Annotated in this window: 15 protein-coding genes, 1 tRNA gene and 1 other RNA gene; 7 read left to right on the top strand and 10 right to left on the bottom strand. The window is 59.0% G+C overall.

The window, feature by feature from the left end; all coding sequences use genetic code 11:
• Positions 1 to 25: 25 nt before the first annotated feature.
• The 7 genes from rpoD (at position 26) to ispD (ending at position 6,633) form a co-directional block, all read left to right on the top strand.
• Complete coding sequence (gene rpoD / locus DSCA_RS06880; protein ID WP_155315720.1) at positions 26 to 1,900, top strand: RNA polymerase sigma factor RpoD; 1,875 nt, start codon at positions 26 to 28, stop codon at positions 1,898 to 1,900.
• A 78-nt stretch (positions 1,901 to 1,978) separates the two neighbouring features.
• A tRNA-Ile gene (locus tag DSCA_RS06875) sits at positions 1,979 to 2,051 on the top strand.
• Positions 2,052 to 2,213: 162 nt separating this feature from the next.
• Positions 2,214 to 3,332 (top strand): Nif3-like dinuclear metal center hexameric protein, encoded by a 1,119-nt coding sequence (locus DSCA_RS06870; protein ID WP_155315719.1) that lies wholly within the window; start codon positions 2,214 to 2,216, stop codon positions 3,330 to 3,332.
• Positions 3,333 to 3,356: 24 nt separating this feature from the next.
• Positions 3,357 to 4,082 (top strand): zinc ribbon domain-containing protein, encoded by a 726-nt coding sequence (locus DSCA_RS06865; RefSeq protein WP_155315718.1) that lies wholly within the window; start codon positions 3,357 to 3,359, stop codon positions 4,080 to 4,082.
• Positions 4,083 to 4,087: 5 nt separating this feature from the next.
• An RNA gene (gene rnpB, locus DSCA_RS06860) (RNase P RNA component class A) lies at positions 4,088 to 4,464 on the top strand.
• 169 nt (positions 4,465 to 4,633) lie between these two features.
• Positions 4,634 to 5,938, top strand: a complete 1,305-nt coding sequence (locus tag DSCA_RS06855; protein ID WP_155315717.1) for an HPr family phosphocarrier protein — start codon at positions 4,634 to 4,636, stop codon at positions 5,936 to 5,938.
• Entirely contained in the window at positions 5,935 to 6,633 is a 699-nt protein-coding gene (ispD, locus tag DSCA_RS06850; protein ID WP_155315716.1) for a 2-C-methyl-D-erythritol 4-phosphate cytidylyltransferase, read from the top strand. Before DSCA_RS06855 ends, ispD begins: the two co-directional genes overlap by 4 nt.
• Positions 6,634 to 6,802: 169 nt before the next feature.
• Here the strand turns inward: ispD and DSCA_RS06845 are convergent, their stop codons facing one another.
• The 10 genes from DSCA_RS06845 to gspC all read right to left on the bottom strand — a co-directional run bounded on the left by DSCA_RS06845 (position 6,803) and on the right by gspC (position 17,618).
• Entirely contained in the window at positions 6,803 to 7,801 is a 999-nt protein-coding gene (locus DSCA_RS06845; RefSeq protein ID WP_155315715.1) for a gluconeogenesis factor YvcK family protein, read from the bottom strand.
• A gap of 34 nt (positions 7,802 to 7,835) precedes the next feature.
• Positions 7,836 to 9,014: a DUF2786 domain-containing protein gene (locus DSCA_RS06840; RefSeq protein ID WP_155315714.1), complete on the bottom strand. Its 1,179-nt coding sequence runs from the start codon at positions 9,012 to 9,014 to the stop codon at positions 7,836 to 7,838.
• Positions 9,015 to 9,019: 5 nt separating this feature from the next.
• Positions 9,020 to 9,472, bottom strand: coding sequence for a type II 3-dehydroquinate dehydratase (aroQ, locus tag DSCA_RS06835; protein ID WP_331457150.1), 453 nt, complete (start codon positions 9,470 to 9,472; stop codon positions 9,020 to 9,022).
• An 11-nt stretch (positions 9,473 to 9,483) separates the two neighbouring features.
• On the bottom strand, positions 9,484 to 10,134 hold the full coding sequence (rpe, locus tag DSCA_RS06830; protein WP_155315712.1) for a ribulose-phosphate 3-epimerase: 651 nt from the start codon (positions 10,132 to 10,134) through the stop codon (positions 9,484 to 9,486).
• Between the two features lie 68 nt (positions 10,135 to 10,202).
• Positions 10,203 to 11,129: a PASTA domain-containing protein gene (locus tag DSCA_RS06825; RefSeq protein ID WP_167527643.1), complete on the bottom strand. Its 927-nt coding sequence runs from the start codon at positions 11,127 to 11,129 to the stop codon at positions 10,203 to 10,205.
• A 79-nt stretch (positions 11,130 to 11,208) separates the two neighbouring features.
• Entirely contained in the window at positions 11,209 to 12,141 is a 933-nt protein-coding gene (locus tag DSCA_RS06820; protein ID WP_167527642.1) for a tetratricopeptide repeat protein, read from the bottom strand.
• An 18-nt stretch (positions 12,142 to 12,159) separates the two neighbouring features.
• Positions 12,160 to 12,486, bottom strand: a complete 327-nt coding sequence (gene yidD, locus DSCA_RS06815) for a membrane protein insertion efficiency factor YidD (RefSeq protein ID WP_231716404.1) — start codon at positions 12,484 to 12,486, stop codon at positions 12,160 to 12,162.
• 142 nt (positions 12,487 to 12,628) lie between these two features.
• Positions 12,629 to 14,353 (bottom strand): type II secretion system ATPase GspE, encoded by a 1,725-nt coding sequence (gene gspE, locus DSCA_RS06810; RefSeq protein WP_155315709.1) that lies wholly within the window; start codon positions 14,351 to 14,353, stop codon positions 12,629 to 12,631.
• Positions 14,350 to 16,710 (bottom strand): type II secretion system secretin GspD, encoded by a 2,361-nt coding sequence (gspD, locus tag DSCA_RS06805; protein ID WP_167527641.1) that lies wholly within the window; start codon positions 16,708 to 16,710, stop codon positions 14,350 to 14,352. The genes gspE and gspD overlap by 4 nt, the downstream gene beginning before the upstream one ends.
• A gap of 38 nt (positions 16,711 to 16,748) precedes the next feature.
• Positions 16,749 to 17,618 (bottom strand): type II secretion system protein GspC, encoded by an 870-nt coding sequence (gene gspC, locus DSCA_RS06800; protein WP_155315708.1) that lies wholly within the window; start codon positions 17,616 to 17,618, stop codon positions 16,749 to 16,751.
• Between the last annotated feature and the right edge of the window lie 3 nt (positions 17,619 to 17,621).

The raw sequence follows: 17,621 nt of genomic DNA, 5'->3' as shown, positions 1-17,621 counted from the left end.
TGATTGGTTCCAGGAGGCAAAAGGAATGACCAAAAAATCCGATAAAAAGCGCAACGGCACATCCACCCAGACTGGGAAGAAATCGGCCCGGAAGAAAGTCGAGGCCGGTGGTGAGGTCGCTGGTGGCGCCGATGCACGGGAGGTAAAATCGGAAACAGAAGCGAACGCGGCCAGGAAGAAGGATGAAAAGGTGCTCAAGGCCCTCATCGAAAAGGGAAAAGAACAGGGGTCCCTGACCTATGACGAGATCAACAAGGCCCTTCCCAGCGAGATGATGTCCTCTGAGATGATTGACGATACCCTGATGATGTTCGATGACATGGACATCGAAATTATCGAAAAACAGGACGGGCTGACCGGCAAAGACAAAGCCCTCGAAAAGAAAGATGCCTTGAACAAAGCGGTGTCGGTATCGGATTTTGGATCCGTGACCGACCCTGTAAAAATGTACCTTCGGGAAATGGGCATGGTCACGCTGCTCAGTCGCGAAGGCGAGGTGGAAATTGCCAAGAAAATAGAAGAAGGTGAGCAGAATGTCCTCAAAGCGCTCTTGGAGACCTCTTTGGGCGTCAAATACATCCTTGAATTCGGGGACCTGATTGAAAAAGGGGCCCTTCGGCCAAAGCATGTATTGCGCGATGTGGACGAAGGCGATGCATACGTGGATGAACGGGTTCAGATCGGAAACTTTCTGGAAACCATCCGGGCGATCCGCACGATAGATGATGAAAACCGTGAATACCGCGAACGCATTTTTTCTGAAGCGCTGGACCCCGATGAGGCCCGCCGGATAAGGCGATGCATCATGCGGCGCAACAATAAAATTTTCGAACTGCTCAAGAGCTGGCGACTGGAAGGCGGGGTCATTGACCGAATTGAAGCGCACATACGCCGGCTCATCGACTGGTTCGATGCCCAGAACAAACTGGTGGCCATCACTGCCGAGGCTTTCGGCGCAACGATCCGGGAATTCCGGGACCACATGAGTGCCAGAACCCGGTTCATGGAATGGGCTGCCAGGCAGTCGACCCTCGATGAAGCGTCATTGGGGCGGATTTTCAGCCATATGAAATCCCTGAACGAGCAGCTGGTGGAGAAAGAAAACGATTTCAAAGCCAACAACCGGAACCTCAAACGGGTCATGGCCAGTGTCGATGAAGGCCGCATGCGGGCCAAATTCGCCAAAAGCGAGCTCATCCGGGCCAACCTCCGGCTGGTTGTCAGCATTGCCAAGAAGTACACCAACCGTGGTCTCCAGTTTCTGGACCTCATACAGGAAGGCAACATCGGGCTGATGAAGGCGGTGGACAAGTTCGAGTATCGCCGGGGATACAAGTTCAGTACTTACGCCACCTGGTGGATTCGTCAGGCCATCACCCGGGCCATTGCGGACCAGGCCCGAACGATACGCATACCGGTGCACATGATCGAGACCATCAACAAACTGATTCGCACGTCCCGTTACCTGGTCCAGGAGTTCGGCCGCGAACCCCGCCCGGAAGAGATTGCCGAAAAGATGGAGATTCCCATCGACAAGGTGCGCAAGGTGCTCAAAATCGCCCGCGAGCCCATTTCCCTGGAAACCCCTATCGGTGAGGAAGAAGACAGCCATCTGGGTGATTTCATCGAAGACAAGAAATTCATGCTGCCGTCCGAAGCCGCGGTGAGCATGAACCTGGCCGAACAGACCCGAAAGGTTCTGGCCACGTTGACGCCCCGTGAGGAAAAGGTGCTGCGCATGCGGTTCGGTATCGGCGAGAAGGCGGATCATACCCTCGAGGAAGTCGGGCAGGATTTCACCGTCACCCGTGAGCGTATCCGGCAGATCGAGGCCAAAGCCTTGAGAAAACTTCGCCATCCGACCCGCAGCCGGAAGTTGAAAAGTTTTATCGACAATTAATAGGAGACGAACAGACGTCCATCTGCTTGACAAACGATCATGACGGCGGTAGGAAAACGATCGCTGTCACCCTGATACGGGCCCATAGCTCAGTTGGCAGAGCCACCGGCTCATAACCGGTCGGTCCCTGGTTCGATCCCAGGTGGGCCCACTTTAAAAAAGAACTCCGGCGCCGTTCGTCAAACCCAAACGCCCGGAGGCCTCAAGGTACGGCACGATTGAGGAAATAAGGCGATTCGGCGTGGTGAGATTCCTGCTACCGCGCTTTTTTTATGCCCTTTGCCGGGCAGTTGCCCATTAAAAGGAACATGGCATGACAGGTACCGTCGCTCAAATTATCCGGATCCTCGACCGCTTGGCGCCTTCCCGGCTGGCCGAATCATGGGATAATGTCGGGCTCCAACTGGGAAATCCGGCCTGGCCCGTCAAAAAGATATGGACGGCGCTCGATCCGCTTCCCGAGGTGGTGGCCGATGCCTGTGAGAACGATGTGGACGTATTGGTGACCCATCACCCGCTGTTTTTCAAGCCGCTCCAACGCATTGATTGCGGGACGCCCCAGGGCCGGATTGTTGAAACGGCCTTATCCCGGCGGCTGGCCATAATCAGCGCCCATACCAACCTGGACAGCGTGCCGGGCGGCGTCAACGATATCCTCGCCGCTAAGATGGGACTGGGGAACCTTCGTGCACTTGGCGGCCCTGTCGATGTCGACATGGTCAAACTGGTGATCTTTGTTCCTCTGACTCATGTGCGCCCGATGCTTGACGCCCTTTTTGCGCTGGATGCAGGCCGTATCGGCAAATACCGGTGCTGTACCTTCCGGTCCGAAGGCGTGGGTACCTTTTGGCCGGACGGCGACGCCACGCCTGCCGTTGGAAAACGCAACACCCTTTCGGAAGTCAAGGAATCGCGCATCGAAATCATCGTTGCGCAAAATAACCTGGGCACAGTGGTGGATGCGTTGAAAAAAGTCCACCCCTATGAAACCATGGCCCATGATGTCTATCCCCTTGCCGTCCGGGACCACCAGACCGGGTTGGGGCGGGTGGGGCAGCTGCCGTCACCCGTTGCACTGGAAGCCTTTTCCGCCAGGCTGAAAGCCGCGTTGAATCTGTCGACGGTCAAGGTGGTCGGCCAGCCGGACGTGGCGGTGGAAACGGTCGCGGTGTGTTCGGGCAGCGGCGCCAGCCTGATGGCTGCGGCCGTCGCTTCGGGTGCCCAGGCCTATGTCAGCGGGGATCTGGGGTACCACACGGCCAGAGATGCCCAGCAGGCGGGCATCGGGCTCATCGACATCGGTCATTTCGGCTCCGAACACCTGATCGTCGATGTTCTGGCGGGATACATCCGGGACGCCTTGAAGGCCGCGGGTCTGTCGGCTACCGTGGAAGCCGCCGACACGGAAACGGACCCATTTCATTACCTGTGAAACGCAAGAAAGAGAAAGGCTGCCATGAGCAATATTGCAGAACAGATTAACATCCTCGTCGAAGTCCAGGGGGTTGAACGGGAGATTCTTCTAGCCAGGCGGCAACTCGACGCACTGAGTGGCCAGGTTACCTCTCTGGATCAGGAAGCGAGTGAACGCGAGACGCTGATCGCTGATGAAAAAAAGCTTCTTGACGACCTGAGAAAATCCTATCGAGAGATGGAATCCGAATCCAAGGCCAATCGGGAAATGATCGTTAAAAGCAACGAGAAGCTGCGTGCCGTCAAAACCAATAAAGAGTACCAGTCGATCCTGAAAGAAATAGAAGATCTGCGAAAGATGAATTCAGGCGTTGAGGACCGCATGCTCGAACAACTGGAAAAAATCGAATCCACCGAACAGGCGGTAAATGAAAAAGAAGCCCAACTGGATGGGTTCATTCAGTCGTGCCGGGAAAAGAAGGAGTCGCTCACGGCGCGGGAGCAGGACGAACGGCAGGCCGTCGACACATTGAACGACAAGAAGATGGAGATCAGTGCCAAGGCGGATCCCAAAATGATCAGCATCCTGGATGATGTGAAAAAAAAAGTCAGGGGCATGGCGGTGGTGCCCGTTCAGGGAGCCATCTGTATGGGGTGTCACATGAACATTCCGGCGCAGCTGTTCAATGAACTCCAGCGATTTGATCAGCTCCGATTCTGCCCCCATTGCCACCGGATTATTTATTGGAAAGACAGAGACGGCGAATAACGGTCGGAGCAGACCAGGCGATCGCTGGCTCCTTTGCAGGGGCTGGAGGAAAGTCCGAACACCACAGGGCAGGGTGCTCCATAACGTGGAGTCGCGGTGACGCGAAGGCAAGTGCAACAGAAAGCAGACCGCCCTGCCGCTCAGGCAGGGTAAGGGTGAAACGGTGCGGTAAGAGCGCACCAGTTCTCCGGGTGACCGGAGAAGCTGGGTAAACCCCACCCGGTGCAAGACCAAATAGGGAAGCGTTAGAGGGCGGCCCGTCCAAGCTTCCGGGTAGGTCGCTCGAGGTGCCGGGCAATCGGCATCCCAGATGAATGATCGTCGCCCCCGCTCCGGGTAACCGGCCGGGGGAACAGAATTCGGCTTACGGGCTGCTCCGGCCGTTATCTCGTCATCCCACCGAAAATGGCAGTTCCCGGCCCTGACTCCTACCGGACTCTGCCATTTGCCGGCGGGAATCGCTATTCCAGAAAATCCAGGAAAAACAAATTGTCCGCTGGCGATGATCGACCGGACACCATCTTTTACCCGGTAAAGGAACGGAGTGTATCGTGAACGACCCTTTCTGTGAAATCTCTTATTCTGAAAAGGTCAGAATTTTCTCATCGGACTACCTCAAATGCTGCCTTTATATCTCCAACCAGCAGACTCCCGATCACGTATTCACCAAAAAATTGTACTCCAAACTGATCAGCACCTCCCAGGTACTGGAGGACTTTCTTGATTTCCACGGCGCCAAGAACAGTGAGGACTGGTACCTGTACCGGGAGCTATGTGCCACGATCCGGCACCTGAGCCTCGGGGTATACTGCCAGAAACATATCCTGAACAGGCTTATTTTTTATGATATTCCTGACATCGAGGTATTTCGTGAGCAGGGGGAGGCCACCCTCAACTTTTTGAATGATGCCCTGCGGAACCTGGCGCCCGTGATTATCGACGAGGCGTCGCGGCTCAATATCGCCATGCCGTCAGACAGTTTCGGGCCTGAGGATTTCCCCGGCATCACAACCGGTGAAATGCTCAAATATGACATCGACGATGACGCCAAAGATGTTCAAAAACGCAATATCGTCAAGATTGCCAGCGAGTTCCTTTCCATTGCAGCCAGTTTCGATCCCATGGGGTTTTACGAGCCTTACGATGACGATGAGATGGCCGCCCTGGTGCCCGAAAAGGTAAACGAGGTTCAGATCCGCCGTTTCGAAATGCTGGTTCATAACCTGCAGTCCTCTTTTGACACCTATGTGATTCATGGCGGGTTTCGTTTTGGCGACCGAAAGTTAAAATCCCTGAGAAGTTATTTCTCGATTGTCTTTCACCTGCTCCAGATGATGGGGCGCCTGCTTCATTTTTACGAACGCCATCTTCATGAAGCCGGCTATAAGAACACCTACAAGCGGGTCCAGGACAAGCTGGCCTCCCTTGTGGACCCGGTGAAACTGATGGATCGCACCATCAACTACGGGCTTTACTATGCCTGCCACTACCTCAACTCCGGGAAGAAGCTGGCCCGGGAGATTCTCAACGAAAACATCGAACGGTCGTCCATTACCGTGGGGATCCCGGTCAAGCTGGGATTCCACAGCCGGCCCAGTCTTCTGGTCGCCAAGATCGTCCAGCATTTCGGCGGGCAGGTGGAACTGGTGGTCGGTGAAGACCGATTCGACGCCAGCAGTGTCCTGGACATCCAGTGGGCCGGCGGAAAAATCCAGAAGGAGAAGATCTCCGAGGTGACCTTTGAAGGCGACATCCGCGCACTGGCCGACATCCAGATCCTGGCCGGTGTCAATTACGGGGAAGACACCATGGGCAAAGGCGTGCCGCTTCCCGGGGAATTGAGCTACCTGAAATGATATCGGCGGTCATCGTTGCCGGCGGGAGCGGTTCCCGCATGAAATCCTCGGTGAAAAAGCAGTATCTCGCCCTGGGCGGCCGGCCCATCGTCGCCCACGCGCTGGCGGCCTTTGACGCCTGTTCCACTGTGGACCGGATTCTTCTCGTGGTGCCTGCCGGGGACCTGGATCATTGCCGTGCCGATATCGTGGCGCCGTTGAACCTGGCGCACGATGTCCAGGTCGTCGCCGGCGGTTCCCGGCGGCAGACGTCGGTATTGAACGGGCTGGCAGCCCTGGGCGATTCCGACGGTATCGTCATGATCCACGACGGCGTGCGGCCGTTTGTCGGTGCATCTCTCATCGACGCCTGCCTCGCCGGGGTCGGGCTTACCGGTGCCTGCATTCCGGCCATACCGGCCACGGATACCCTGAAGCGGGTGGATGAAAGCGGCGTGATTCGCGAGACCCTGGACCGTCGGCAGATCTGGCTGGCCCAGACCCCCCAGACCTTTTCCATCGGCTTGATCCGGCGGGCCCACCAATTGGCTCTCCAGAACGGCTTTGCCGCCACCGATGACGCCTCGGTGGTTGAATTTGCAGGGGAAGCGGTGACCGTGGTGCCCGGCGACCGGGAGAATATCAAAATCACGACACCGGACGATCTGACCCTCGCCCGGGCAATATTCAACAGGCGGGCCGCCTCCCTCCAATAACCGCCCGTTGAGCAACCTCCCTGCCCGCGTTGGCTTCTTCGATTCCTGCAGCCCTTGCCCTTCATGGATTCCGGTCGTGGATCACCACGTCTGACAGCGGGCCGTCAGTGAATCGCATATACCATCGCGTGGTGAAGGGCGTGCTTCAAGACGCAAGGTCCGAAGACCGCTATGGGCGGTGTGCGCCGGAAATGATGCCGGCGATCAGGCCGGCCAGTTTCTGGGGGTCGTGGCGGATGACGTCACCGGAGGTTTCCAGGAGATCTTCCATGATCAGCGGGCACCCGGGGGTTGGCAGGCCGATATCGACAAAATCGGATTTCTGGCGTCGATACAGTGCCAGCAGACGGTCATCGGGCCGGCGGTTGTTGACGATGGCGCCGGATATCTTCCGCCCGGTAAACCCCTCCAGCGTCGCAATGAAATCGCAGGCCTGGAAATGGTTCGTCTCACCGAATTTGGTCATGATGTTGACCACGTGATAAATGGGCGCCGACACGGTTTTCAGTTTTTCCTTGAGTCCGGGAACGATGAGGTTGGGGATGATGCTGGTAAACAGGTCTCCCGGTCCCAGGATGATATAGTCCGCATCGGCGATGGCATCCAGCACCGGCGGGAAAACGGTGATGGCGTCGCTGTGGTGAGGGACCAGGTAGACATCGCGTATGGTTTCACGCTGGTGGCCGCGGGGGGTGTCGATGGCGCTTTCACCGAAAATGCGGCTGCCGTCGGTCAGTTCGGCGACCAGCGTGGCCCGGTCGATGGTGACCGGCAGGATTTCTCCCCTGACATCCAGGATCTCGGCCAGTGCCTGCACGCCGGCCGGAAAACTGCCGGTGTAACGGGAGAGCATGGTCAGGAGCATGTTCCCGGCATTGTGTCCCTTGAGGCGCCGGTCCTTCTTGAATCGTTTCTGGAAGATGGCACGGGCGGTTTCCTGGTGGGGGGACAGGGCCAGGATGCACTTGAGGATATCGCCGGGAGGCAGGGTCCCCAATTCGTCGCGGAGCCGACCGGTGCTGCCGCCGCTGTCCATCATGGAGACGACGGCACTGATGCGGATTCCCGCCAGGTTTCTCAGGCCGGACAACAGGGCATACTGGCCGCTGCCGCCGCCGATGGTGACCACATGAACGGGTTTTTCCTCCTTCGGGGCCAGCGTCTCCATCACATATTTCCTCCGATGCCGCGAATCGGCAGGCCTACTCCTGCCGGTGGTATTCCAGTCTGCGGTCCTTGAATCCGTCGTTTTGGGTGATGCCCCTGGCGATCACCAACTGCTTCCCTTTTTCAGTTCCGTCCGCCAGCACCCGGGGGTCGTGCCCGGTTCCTTTTTTTCTGCAGGACCGTACGTGGGGATACCGCCGGGCGACGTATCGGGTCAGGGCGCCGTCCTCGATGCAGACGGGCAGGTCGCCGCCGTCCCTGCGGGGGGCCGATGGGGATGCCTGCTGCAACGTGGTCGAAAACCCTTCGATGATGCCGACGGCAAAATCGGTTTTGCGGTATCGGTTCAGGCTTTTGCCCCGTCGATACGCCTCCCAGGCCGAGTCGATATAGCGGCAGAGGGCATCGTGGACGTATTCGGCGATGGTGATGTTTTTGCGGGTCCCGCTGATTTCCAGCACCCGTCCCATTTTTTCCTTTTCCACCACCCAGGCCTGGATCCACATGCACTGGACGAAGTAGAAATTCTGGATCAGGTGGGCCAGGTGATAGGACTCCCGAAAATGGCGCAGACGGGGCGCACCCAGGAACATGCTGTGGTATTCCTGAGGGCCCTTTTGACCGATCAGGCGTACGTTGTGGCGTGAAATCAGTTCGTGGGCCTTGCGCATGGCGGCATGCGCCTCGTTGGGGTTGCTGCTTTCCGCCAGGGCCATGAGCTTGTGAATCCTGACCACGATGCGATCCCGGTCCTCCATGTCCTCACCGTGGTGCAGGCGTTCACGCAGGGACCGGTATGTGCCGGAGGCAGCCGGATTGGCCCGCAGCAGGGCGCAGGCCTTCCGAAATCCGTCCCCATGGTCGGTCTCGGATGCGGCCCCCAGCCCTTCATGGGCCACCTGGTGGGCCATTTCGTGGAGCAGCACCTCCTTGAGATCATCCCAGCGACCCCCGCTGACGATTTCCCGGCCCAGGGTGATTTCCCGTTTGGCAGGATTCCAGCAGCCCAACCGGCCCGGCATATCCCGAATGGCAAGAACCGGTTTGGTGACCGCCTGCCGAAGCGCATCGGGCAGCAGCCATCGCGCATTTTCCCATTCGGCCATCAGGCCGCGAAGGATCCGCCGCTCAAGCGACGATTGCAGCTCAAACGCATTCTTTGCGGCAGGGGGGGCATCGTCCCACAACGATTGTTGTTTAAAATCAGCGGCCATGGGGGTCAGGCGATCATCCGGGCCAGGGCCTCCAGGGCAAACAGGTATCCCGATGCCCCCAGGCCGGTGATCTGTCCGGTGGCGATGTCGGCGATGAAGGACCGGTGCCGGAACGATTCCCGTTTGTGAATGTTGGACAGATGCACCTCGATCGTGGGGACATCCAGCATCAGGACCGCATCCCGGATGGCCACGCTGGTGTGGGTGTAAGCGGCAGGATTGATGATCAGCCCCTGCGCCCGGCCGACGGCGCCCTGGAGGGCGTCGACGATTTCTCCCTCGTGGTTGGACTGAAACGTCGACACCTGAAGGGCCAGTTCGGTGGCTTTCGACGCGATGGCACGGTCGATGTCGGCCAGGGTCCGGTGACCGTAATGGTCGGGTTCGCGCTGGCCCAGCATGTTCAGGTTGGGGCCGTGGACCACGAAAATATGTCGGTTCTGCCGGCTGTCAGCCACGATTGCCTCCGTTACCATTTGGCTTTGAGTTCGGAAATGGTGCCGGCGTAGTCGTCACTGCCGAATATGGCGCTGCCGGCCACGAACACATCCACGCCGGATTGCGAGATACGGCCGATGGTGCCGGCATTTACGCCGCCGTCGATCTGGATCAGGGTGGGCAGTCCCCGTTCACGGATCATCGATTTGAGGCGGGCGATCTTGTCCAGGGCCGAGGGAATGAATTGCTGGCCACCGAAACCGGGGTTGACGCTCATGACCAGGACAAAATCGAGGTCTTCCAATACCCACTCCAGGCTTTCCACGGGCGTCGCGGGGTTCAGGGCCACACCGGGCCTGGCGCCGCGTTCGCGGATCAGCTGGACCGTGCGGTGCAGGTGGGTGCAGGCCTCCTGGTGGACGGCGATATAGTCGGCACCGGCATCGGCAAACGCTGCGATATAGTTTTCCGGAGATTCGATCATCAGGTGGATGTCGATGGTCAGACGGGTGGATCGTCGAACCGCCTCGACCACCAGCGGTCCCATGGTGATATTGGGAACGAAGCGGCCGTCCATGACATCCACATGGATCCAGTCGGCGCCGGCGGCTTCCACGGCCTGAATTTCGTCTCCCAGCCTGGAAAAGTCTGCCGATAAAATCGACGGTGCAATAGCTTTCATTTTTACCTCATTTTCATGTTCAGGAAATCCGAGGGGCTCGGAATGTATTCCGGTGTAACCCGGGTCGTTCAGCGGGCGCTCATTATCCGGGTTTCCATCAACTGGTCATCCACATAGACAAGTACCGTGGGATTACCATTTTTGGGAACCAAAAGCCAGATTTCTTGGCCCGGCGACATAAAATCATCCAGCAGGTCCAGCGAATACCGGGCCTGGATCATTTTGACCCGCACGCGTTTTTTTAAAAATCCGTTTTCCAGGGAGAACCGGAACAGTTCCACCTGATCGGCTTTTCCCGGATCGCCGGAATGCCTGCCGTCGACGGACCGGTTGACCGTCAGGTCCACCGGACTGCCCGGGATGACGCGATATCCGGCAAGCGGCAGCTGGTCCACGACCGTATCCAACTGCGGGCCGGCCCTGCGGACAGCCAGGATTTTACCCACCGTCAGCTGCAGTTGTTCCAGTCGGCGAATGGCTGCCTCCAGGGTAAAACCGGCCAGGTCCACCATGGGAAAAGCCGGGGAGGGCGGTCCCCGGCTGACCATCAGGTCGGCGCAGGTGTGGCGGGAAACGGTTGTACCGGGCTGCGGGGTTTGGGAGATCACCCGGCCGGCGGTGTGCCGGAAGCTGGCCATGACGGCGACCGCCCCCTGGCACAGGCCGTTTTCGGCCAGCAGGATTTCGCCCTGCTGGCGGGAAAGGCCGGTCAGATTGGGCATGACGATGGTCTGGGGACCGCGGGAAACCCGTATCCTGACGTCACGCCCCCGTTTGATGGCGGCACCGGGATCCGGATCCTGGTCGATCACATGGTTTTTGGGCACCTGGTCATGGTAGGCCGTTCCTTTGACGCGGGTATTGAGCCCCAGGTCCGAAAGGATTTCGAGCCCGTAAAGCACATCCTTGCCCACCAGGTCGGGGACGACCACGGTGTCCGCGCCCTTGATGATCAGGGTCAGGGCCAGGTAGGCCCCGATACCGGCCATAGCCATGAAAAGCCCTGTCAGCAGCACAAGCCGCAGTATTTTTTGGGTCAGGTCTTTCGAGGATGAATCGGGTGCGGGCATGGGATTAAAAGTCGACGGTCAGGCACGCGGCGGCACCGTCGGGTGCCGGTGCCAGGGAAAAGGAGACCTGGCGGCGGCTCAGGCGCTCACGAAATTCGGCGATCCGGTCTCGATTGTACTTGTGCGCGCTGGAGACGGCCCCGTATATGTTGCCGGTATAAAAGCCGAACTCCACGAAACTGATCACGCTGCCAAGGGCGTATTGCTCGTCGTCAAAAGCCTCCCAGGCCGCCCAGATCAGGCCGGCGTTGATCAGGAAGGCGGTCAGGGCATCCTGGTATCGGTTGCAGTACAATTGCCCGCCGCCGGGGATGATCGAGAGCACGCCGGCGGTTGTGGGGTTTTTCACCGGGATCGCGTCGCTCAGGGCCAGGTCCCGGGTCAACCCGGCCACCTGGAAGCGGTCCCGGTTGCCGGGGGTGATTCGTTCAAAGACCTGGCCGGCATCCTTCCAGCGGCCCTGGTCCACATGCAGCCATCCCAGTTCGTAGCGCGCCCGGTCGATCACGTCCGGTCGACCGGACAGGGCCATGAGGTTGTGCAGGTCCACCATGGCCTGTTCGACCATGCCCTGGCGCGCATGACAGCGGCTGAGCATGAAGTAGGCCTCGTTGTCCGGGTGGGAATCCGCATAGTCGGCGATCAGCATGTTGAAAAGGGTGGCGGCCGCCTGGTAGCGGCCGGCGCCGAAGTGGGCCATTGCCGTCTGGAAGCGGGCCCGGGGGACCCTGGGATCGGAAGGGAAAAAATGGACAAACCGGTTGAATTCGACGACGGCCTCATCATAGGCGTCGGCGTCGAGGCGGGATTGGGCATAGTCGTATTGGCTGTCCGCATCGATGGTCAACTGTGCCTCACCCTGACCGGCGGCGGCACACAGCACCAGGGCGGCAGCAGTGACCACCATCAGGAAGCGGAGGGGCGGTTGAAATACCATGGGGCATCCCATCGGATGTCAGTGCAGCCAGAAGTCGTTGTTCTGAACCGGGTCCTGGCAGCGAACGCCGTGGCGGGTCAGTGTTGGCGGACTTAGCCTCAGTTCGTCATGGCCGCAACGCATCAGCCGGTCGCAGGCCATGATCCATCCTTTGATGGCACCGTGGCGCTGCATGGCCTGCAGGGCATAGCTGGAGCACGACGGGGTCATGGGGCAGCGATGGCCGTCCGCTCCGGAAAGGTATTTCTGAAAAAAACGGACGGGCGCGGCCATTACCGGGATGGTTTCTTCCCTGACCGGCGGGGGCGATGCCGGCGGCCCGGCAAGGGCGGTGCCGACTGTCAAGAATATAATGAATGTCAGGCAGAAGTATTTCATAAGGCGTATGTTTTAGATAAATTAAAAATTTCCAGATTCGTCGCTGGCCATTCGCGGTGGGATGTTAATTGTTTTCCACCTTCCACCTTCCACCTTCCACCTTCACCCCCTATTGCTGGGTGACCCGCAGGACCTCCTCGATGGTGGTCGTACCGGCCAGCACCTTGTCGATGCCGCTCTGGCGCAGGGTTCTCATGCGGTTCTGAAGGGCATATTGTTTGATCTGCGAGGCATCGTAGGTCTTCAGGATCAGATTTTTCAATCCATCGTCCATGTGCATGATTTCGAATATGCCAACCCGGCCCCGGTAGCCGGTGTTGAAGCATTTTTCGCAGCCGTTGGCCCGGTAGATGGTATGGTTTTCCAACTGCTCACGGGGAATGCCGATGCTCTCCAGAATGGCCCCCGGGGTGGTGGCCTCCTTGCAGTGATCACAGAGCACCCGCACCAGCCGCTGGGCGATGACCGCCACCACGGAGGAGGAGATCAGAAACGGCTCGACACCGATATCCACCAGTCGGGTAATGGCGCCGGCCGAATCGTTGGTGTGCAGCGTGGAGAACACCAGATGGCCGGTCAGGGCCGACTGGACCGCAATGGTGGCGGTTTCCTTGTCCCGGATCTCGCCGATGAGGATCACGTCCGGGTCCTGGCGGACGATGGATCGCAGGCCGCGGGCAAAGGTGAGGTCGATTTTCGGATTCACCTGGATCTGGCTGATGCCCTTGAGCTGGTATTCCACCGGATCTTCGATGGTGATGATGTTGATGTCCGGTTTGATGATGCTGGCCAGCACGGAGTAAAGGGTGGTGGTCTTGCCGCTTCCCGTGGGACCGGTGACCAGGATGATGCCGTTGGGCTGGGTCACCAGCCGGTTGAACAGTCGATGATCCTGGTCGTCCAGTCCGAGTTCCTGGAGGTTCAGGACCTCTTCCGACTTGTTCAGCAACCGCATGACCACCCGTTCGCCGAAGGTCGTGGGCAATGTGGAGACGCGCACATCCACATTCTGGCTGCCGATCTTGACCTCCAGGCGGCCGTCCTGGGGCAGCCGCTTTTCGGCGATATTGAGTTTGGCCATGACTTTGATTCGTGAGATCAGCGACGGCTGGATCCATTTGGGCGGGGTCAGCAGGTCGTAGAGGATCCCGTCCACCCGGTAGCGCACCTTGAAACTGTCCTGGTAGGGCTCGATGTGGATATCGCTGGCACGGGCTTTGATCGATTGGGAGATGATGTGGTTGACCAGCTTGATGATGGGGGCGTCACTGGTGTCCTCGAGCAGATCGGCCGTGTCCTCGATCTCGCTGATGATCGTGCTGCCGTCCTCCTCCATGTGCTGGACCAGCTGCTCGGCGGTGCCCTGACTCATATCGAAGAGCAGGTTGATGGCGGCAAAAATGGCGCTTTTGGTGGAGAGCACCAGATTGTAGGCCGAAAACCCGATCATCCGTGCCAGGTCGTCCAGGGGCTGAAATGCCGAGGGATCGTTGACGGCGATAATATTGACCATCTCCTCCGGCAGACTGCTGTCCCCGGTCGCCGGGATATTCTTCAGCACCAGGGGCACCATGGCATGGCGCTTGAGAAAGCCGATGGGGGCGCTGCGGGTGCGGTCCTCCCCGAAGCTTTCCAGGGGCAGATCGGGCCAGAAGGGGATTTCATACTGCTCGCTCAAGGCGTCCAGCAGTTGGGTCTCCGTGATCACTTTCCGGCGCAGCAGCACGTCGGCAACGCTGCCCCCCTTTTCACCGCGAAGCCGGGTCGCGTCCGCATAATCGTCGTCGGAGACGCCGTATCTGCCCTTTAATATGTCTTCCAGAGATTGGTTCATTGGCCGTTTTTGATGATTAGCGTGTCCGTCATGCCCTGTCCGGACAAGGTGTCCCGGGCCGTCTGGGCCGTGGCGCGGTCGGGATAATGGCCGATCTGCACCCGGTACCAGATCTTGCCGTCCACATCCGTTTCTGCAATGTGGGCCTGGTGGCCCATCTGCTTCAGGCGCGTCACCGACCGGATGGCAGATCTTTCGTCGGCAAAAGACTGCACCTGCACCAGGTAGGCGCCGTCCGTCCGGCTGCCGGCCGATTCGATGGCGGCGGGCGGGATCTGCGTGACGCCGTCACCGCTTCCGGTTCCGCCTGGCTCCGTTTCACCCGTGGGGGCGTTCGATGCGGGATCGGCTGCCGGGCCCGATTCAACCGGCGGCACGACCGCTGGGTCTTCTCCGCCCTGGTAGAGCTTGATCTGCATCTCGCGCATCTGGTCCATTTTGGTTTTCTTGGACTCGAGGATGGTTGATGCCTCCGCGGGATTCTGGATCACCTTGGGGGTGATGAAGATGAACAGGTTGGACTTCTCGTTGCCCTTGGACCGTGTCTTGAAGAGCCAGCCCAGCCCGGGGATGTCTCCCAGGCAGGGGACCTTGTACTCCGTCTGGGAGAAGTTGTCGTCGATGAGCCCGCCGATGACCACCGTGCTGCTGTCCTTGACCATCACCGTGGTTTCCACGGTGCGTTTGAGGGTCGTGGGCCTGAACTCCGTCGTGCTTTCCAGGGCGGAGACTTCCAGGGAGAGATTCAGGCGCACCATGCGGTCCTTGTTGATCTGGGGCGTGATTTTAAGGGTTTTGCCCACGTCCCGGTATTCGAAGGAGTTGTAGGTATCGTTGTTGGTGGTCGATGTGGTCGTCTGGAAGGGGATGTTCTTGCCCACCGTGATGCTGGCCTCCTGGTTGTCGGTGGTCAGCAGCTGGGGCGTGGAGAGGATGTTGACATCCCGGTCTTTTTTGTAGGCCTGCACGATGGCGGCGATGCTGGGAAAGGAGATGTCTCCAATTTTTACTGCTTCGCCGAACAGGCCCAAAGAGAAACCGGATGCTAATGCGGGAATCAGACTGCCGTCACTGCCGAATTGCAGGTTGGAATCCTCCGTGGTAAAGCCACCGCCGACAATTCCCCGGCGGTCCTGGTTCAGGGAGACATCGTCGCCCACCACCCATTCTGTTCCCAGGTCGAAGCTTTTGTCGGCATTGACCTCCATGATCAGGGCTTCGATGTAAACCATGGACCGGGGAATGTCGATCTGGCGGATGATTTCCACCAGGGTGGCGTAGTCGTCACGGTCGGCGGTGATGATCAGGCTGTTGGTGGCCTTGTCCGCCGTAATGGTGACCTTGTCGGAGACCACCGGCGCTTCCTTGGCGCCGGCGGCCTTGGTCTTTTCCTCTTTGGGCAGGTCCTTGAGGACCGCGACAATTTCCTCCGCCGCCGCATATTCCAGGTAGTAGACGTGAATCTTCTCCTTGCCCTTGGGCGTTTCCTGGTCAAGGGTGTCGATCAGGCTGCGGATCCGGTTGGTGTAATCTTCGCTGGCCACCATGATGATGCTGTTGGTGCGTTCGTCGGCCACGAAGGCGGCGCCGCGATCCGGCGCGGCGACCCCTTTCTTGGTCGGGGCCGACCTGCCGGTGGTTTTGAACACCGTCTCCAGCAGGGACACCAGTTTGGACGCATCGGCGTTGTGGATGGGAAAGACGGTGATTTCGCGGCCAACGCCGGGAATGTCGATGGTTTTCAGGATTTTCATCAAGCGGGCGATATTGGAGTAGTTGTCGGTGATGATCAGGGTGTTGGTGGGGGCGTACGAGAGGATCACGCTGCTCTTGGAGACCATGGGGGTGAACAGCCGTTTGACTTCGTCCGGGTCGGCAAACCGCAGGGGCATCAGCTGGGTGACGACCTGGTCGTTTTGCGGATCGCCCTTGGCCCGGGTGCGGGTTTCGATATTTTTGGTGCGGGCGTCCGGCGAGGGGATGATTTTGATCAGCCTGCCCGTCTCCACGGTGGCGAAACCGTGAACGTCGAGGACCGATTCGAACACCTTGTAGGCCTCTTCGACGGAAATTTTTGACGGCGAGATGATGGTGACCTTGCCCTTGACCCGCTGGTCGATGACGAAATTTTTACCGGTCAGTTCGCTGATGAACTTGATGAACACGCTGATGTCCACATTGTTGAAATCAATGGAGACAAAGCGCTGCGATCCGTTCGACCCGGCGGCTGCGCCGGCCGGCTGGTCCTGGGCCGGTGCGCCGAAAGGCAGGCACAACAGGGCCAGCACCAGGAACAGGGTGCAGGCCGTACGCTTTCCGTTCACGTTCGTCGTGTGCTCAATGGCCATGTTTTTCATGTCTCCTCCGGCAGCGGGCCCGGGGGCCGCCCGACCGGCTATCTGATTCTGTATTCGATGTTCTTTTCCCGCCCCCTGCGCTTCAACTGCACGGAGAGGTTCGATGAAGATTTGAGATTGTCGACCAGTTTCAAGGCGTCGTCCACCGATGAGATTTCAGCGCCGTCCACGCCGGTGATGATGTCCCCGTTTCTCAAACCCATTCGCCGGAAGATGGAATTGGGCTTGATGCTGGAAAGGGCCAGGCCGGCTGGCACGCCGTTTTCCATGTGGGGCGAGATCTGAACCTGGGTCATCAGCGTCGCCATGTCCGTCATGGACTGCTCGATGTACGACCGCCTCAAGGAGATCCGCTGGGCGCGGACCTTGCTGGATGAGGCCGTCCCTGCACGTGCGGGAAGGCCACCCGGGCGGGATATGGATTTCCCGGATGTCAGCTCCTGCATCTGCAGAATCTCATCCTTCCCGTTGACGGTCAGGACGACTTTTTCCCTGAATATCTCCTTGACCGTGGCGGTCTGGATGGCGTCGCCGGTGCGGTACAGGTTCTGTTCGCGTGCCTTGACATCTTCGATAACGGCATAGTCGCCGCCGTCGGCGCCGGAAACCGTCCCCCACAGCTTGAGGTTCAGTTTGGTCTCTTCCAGGGACGCGACGTCCACTTTCCCGGTCGAAGGGGCGCTGGCGGAACGGGTGTTGAACAGGTTCCGGTCCAGCACGGCTTTGTATGCGGACAAGGGCCGCGTCGCCATATCGGTTTCGCCGACCCGGTAGACATCCTGCTTCGCCGACACGGGCTTGACGGCCAGCCGTGCGGTGACGGTGCCGTAAAATCCGTCCACGGCAACGTATGCGGATGCGGCGATACAGACCAGATTGACGAAAATGAATATGGCTTTGGGTATCATCGC

The sequence above is a fragment of the Desulfosarcina alkanivorans genome (genome assembly GCF_009688945.1).
In the GTDB taxonomy this organism is placed as follows: domain Bacteria; phylum Desulfobacterota; class Desulfobacteria; order Desulfobacterales; family Desulfosarcinaceae; genus Desulfosarcina; species Desulfosarcina alkanivorans.
The sequence above is the reverse complement of the archived record's forward strand: the minus strand, read 5'-3'. Positions and strand labels throughout refer to the sequence as shown.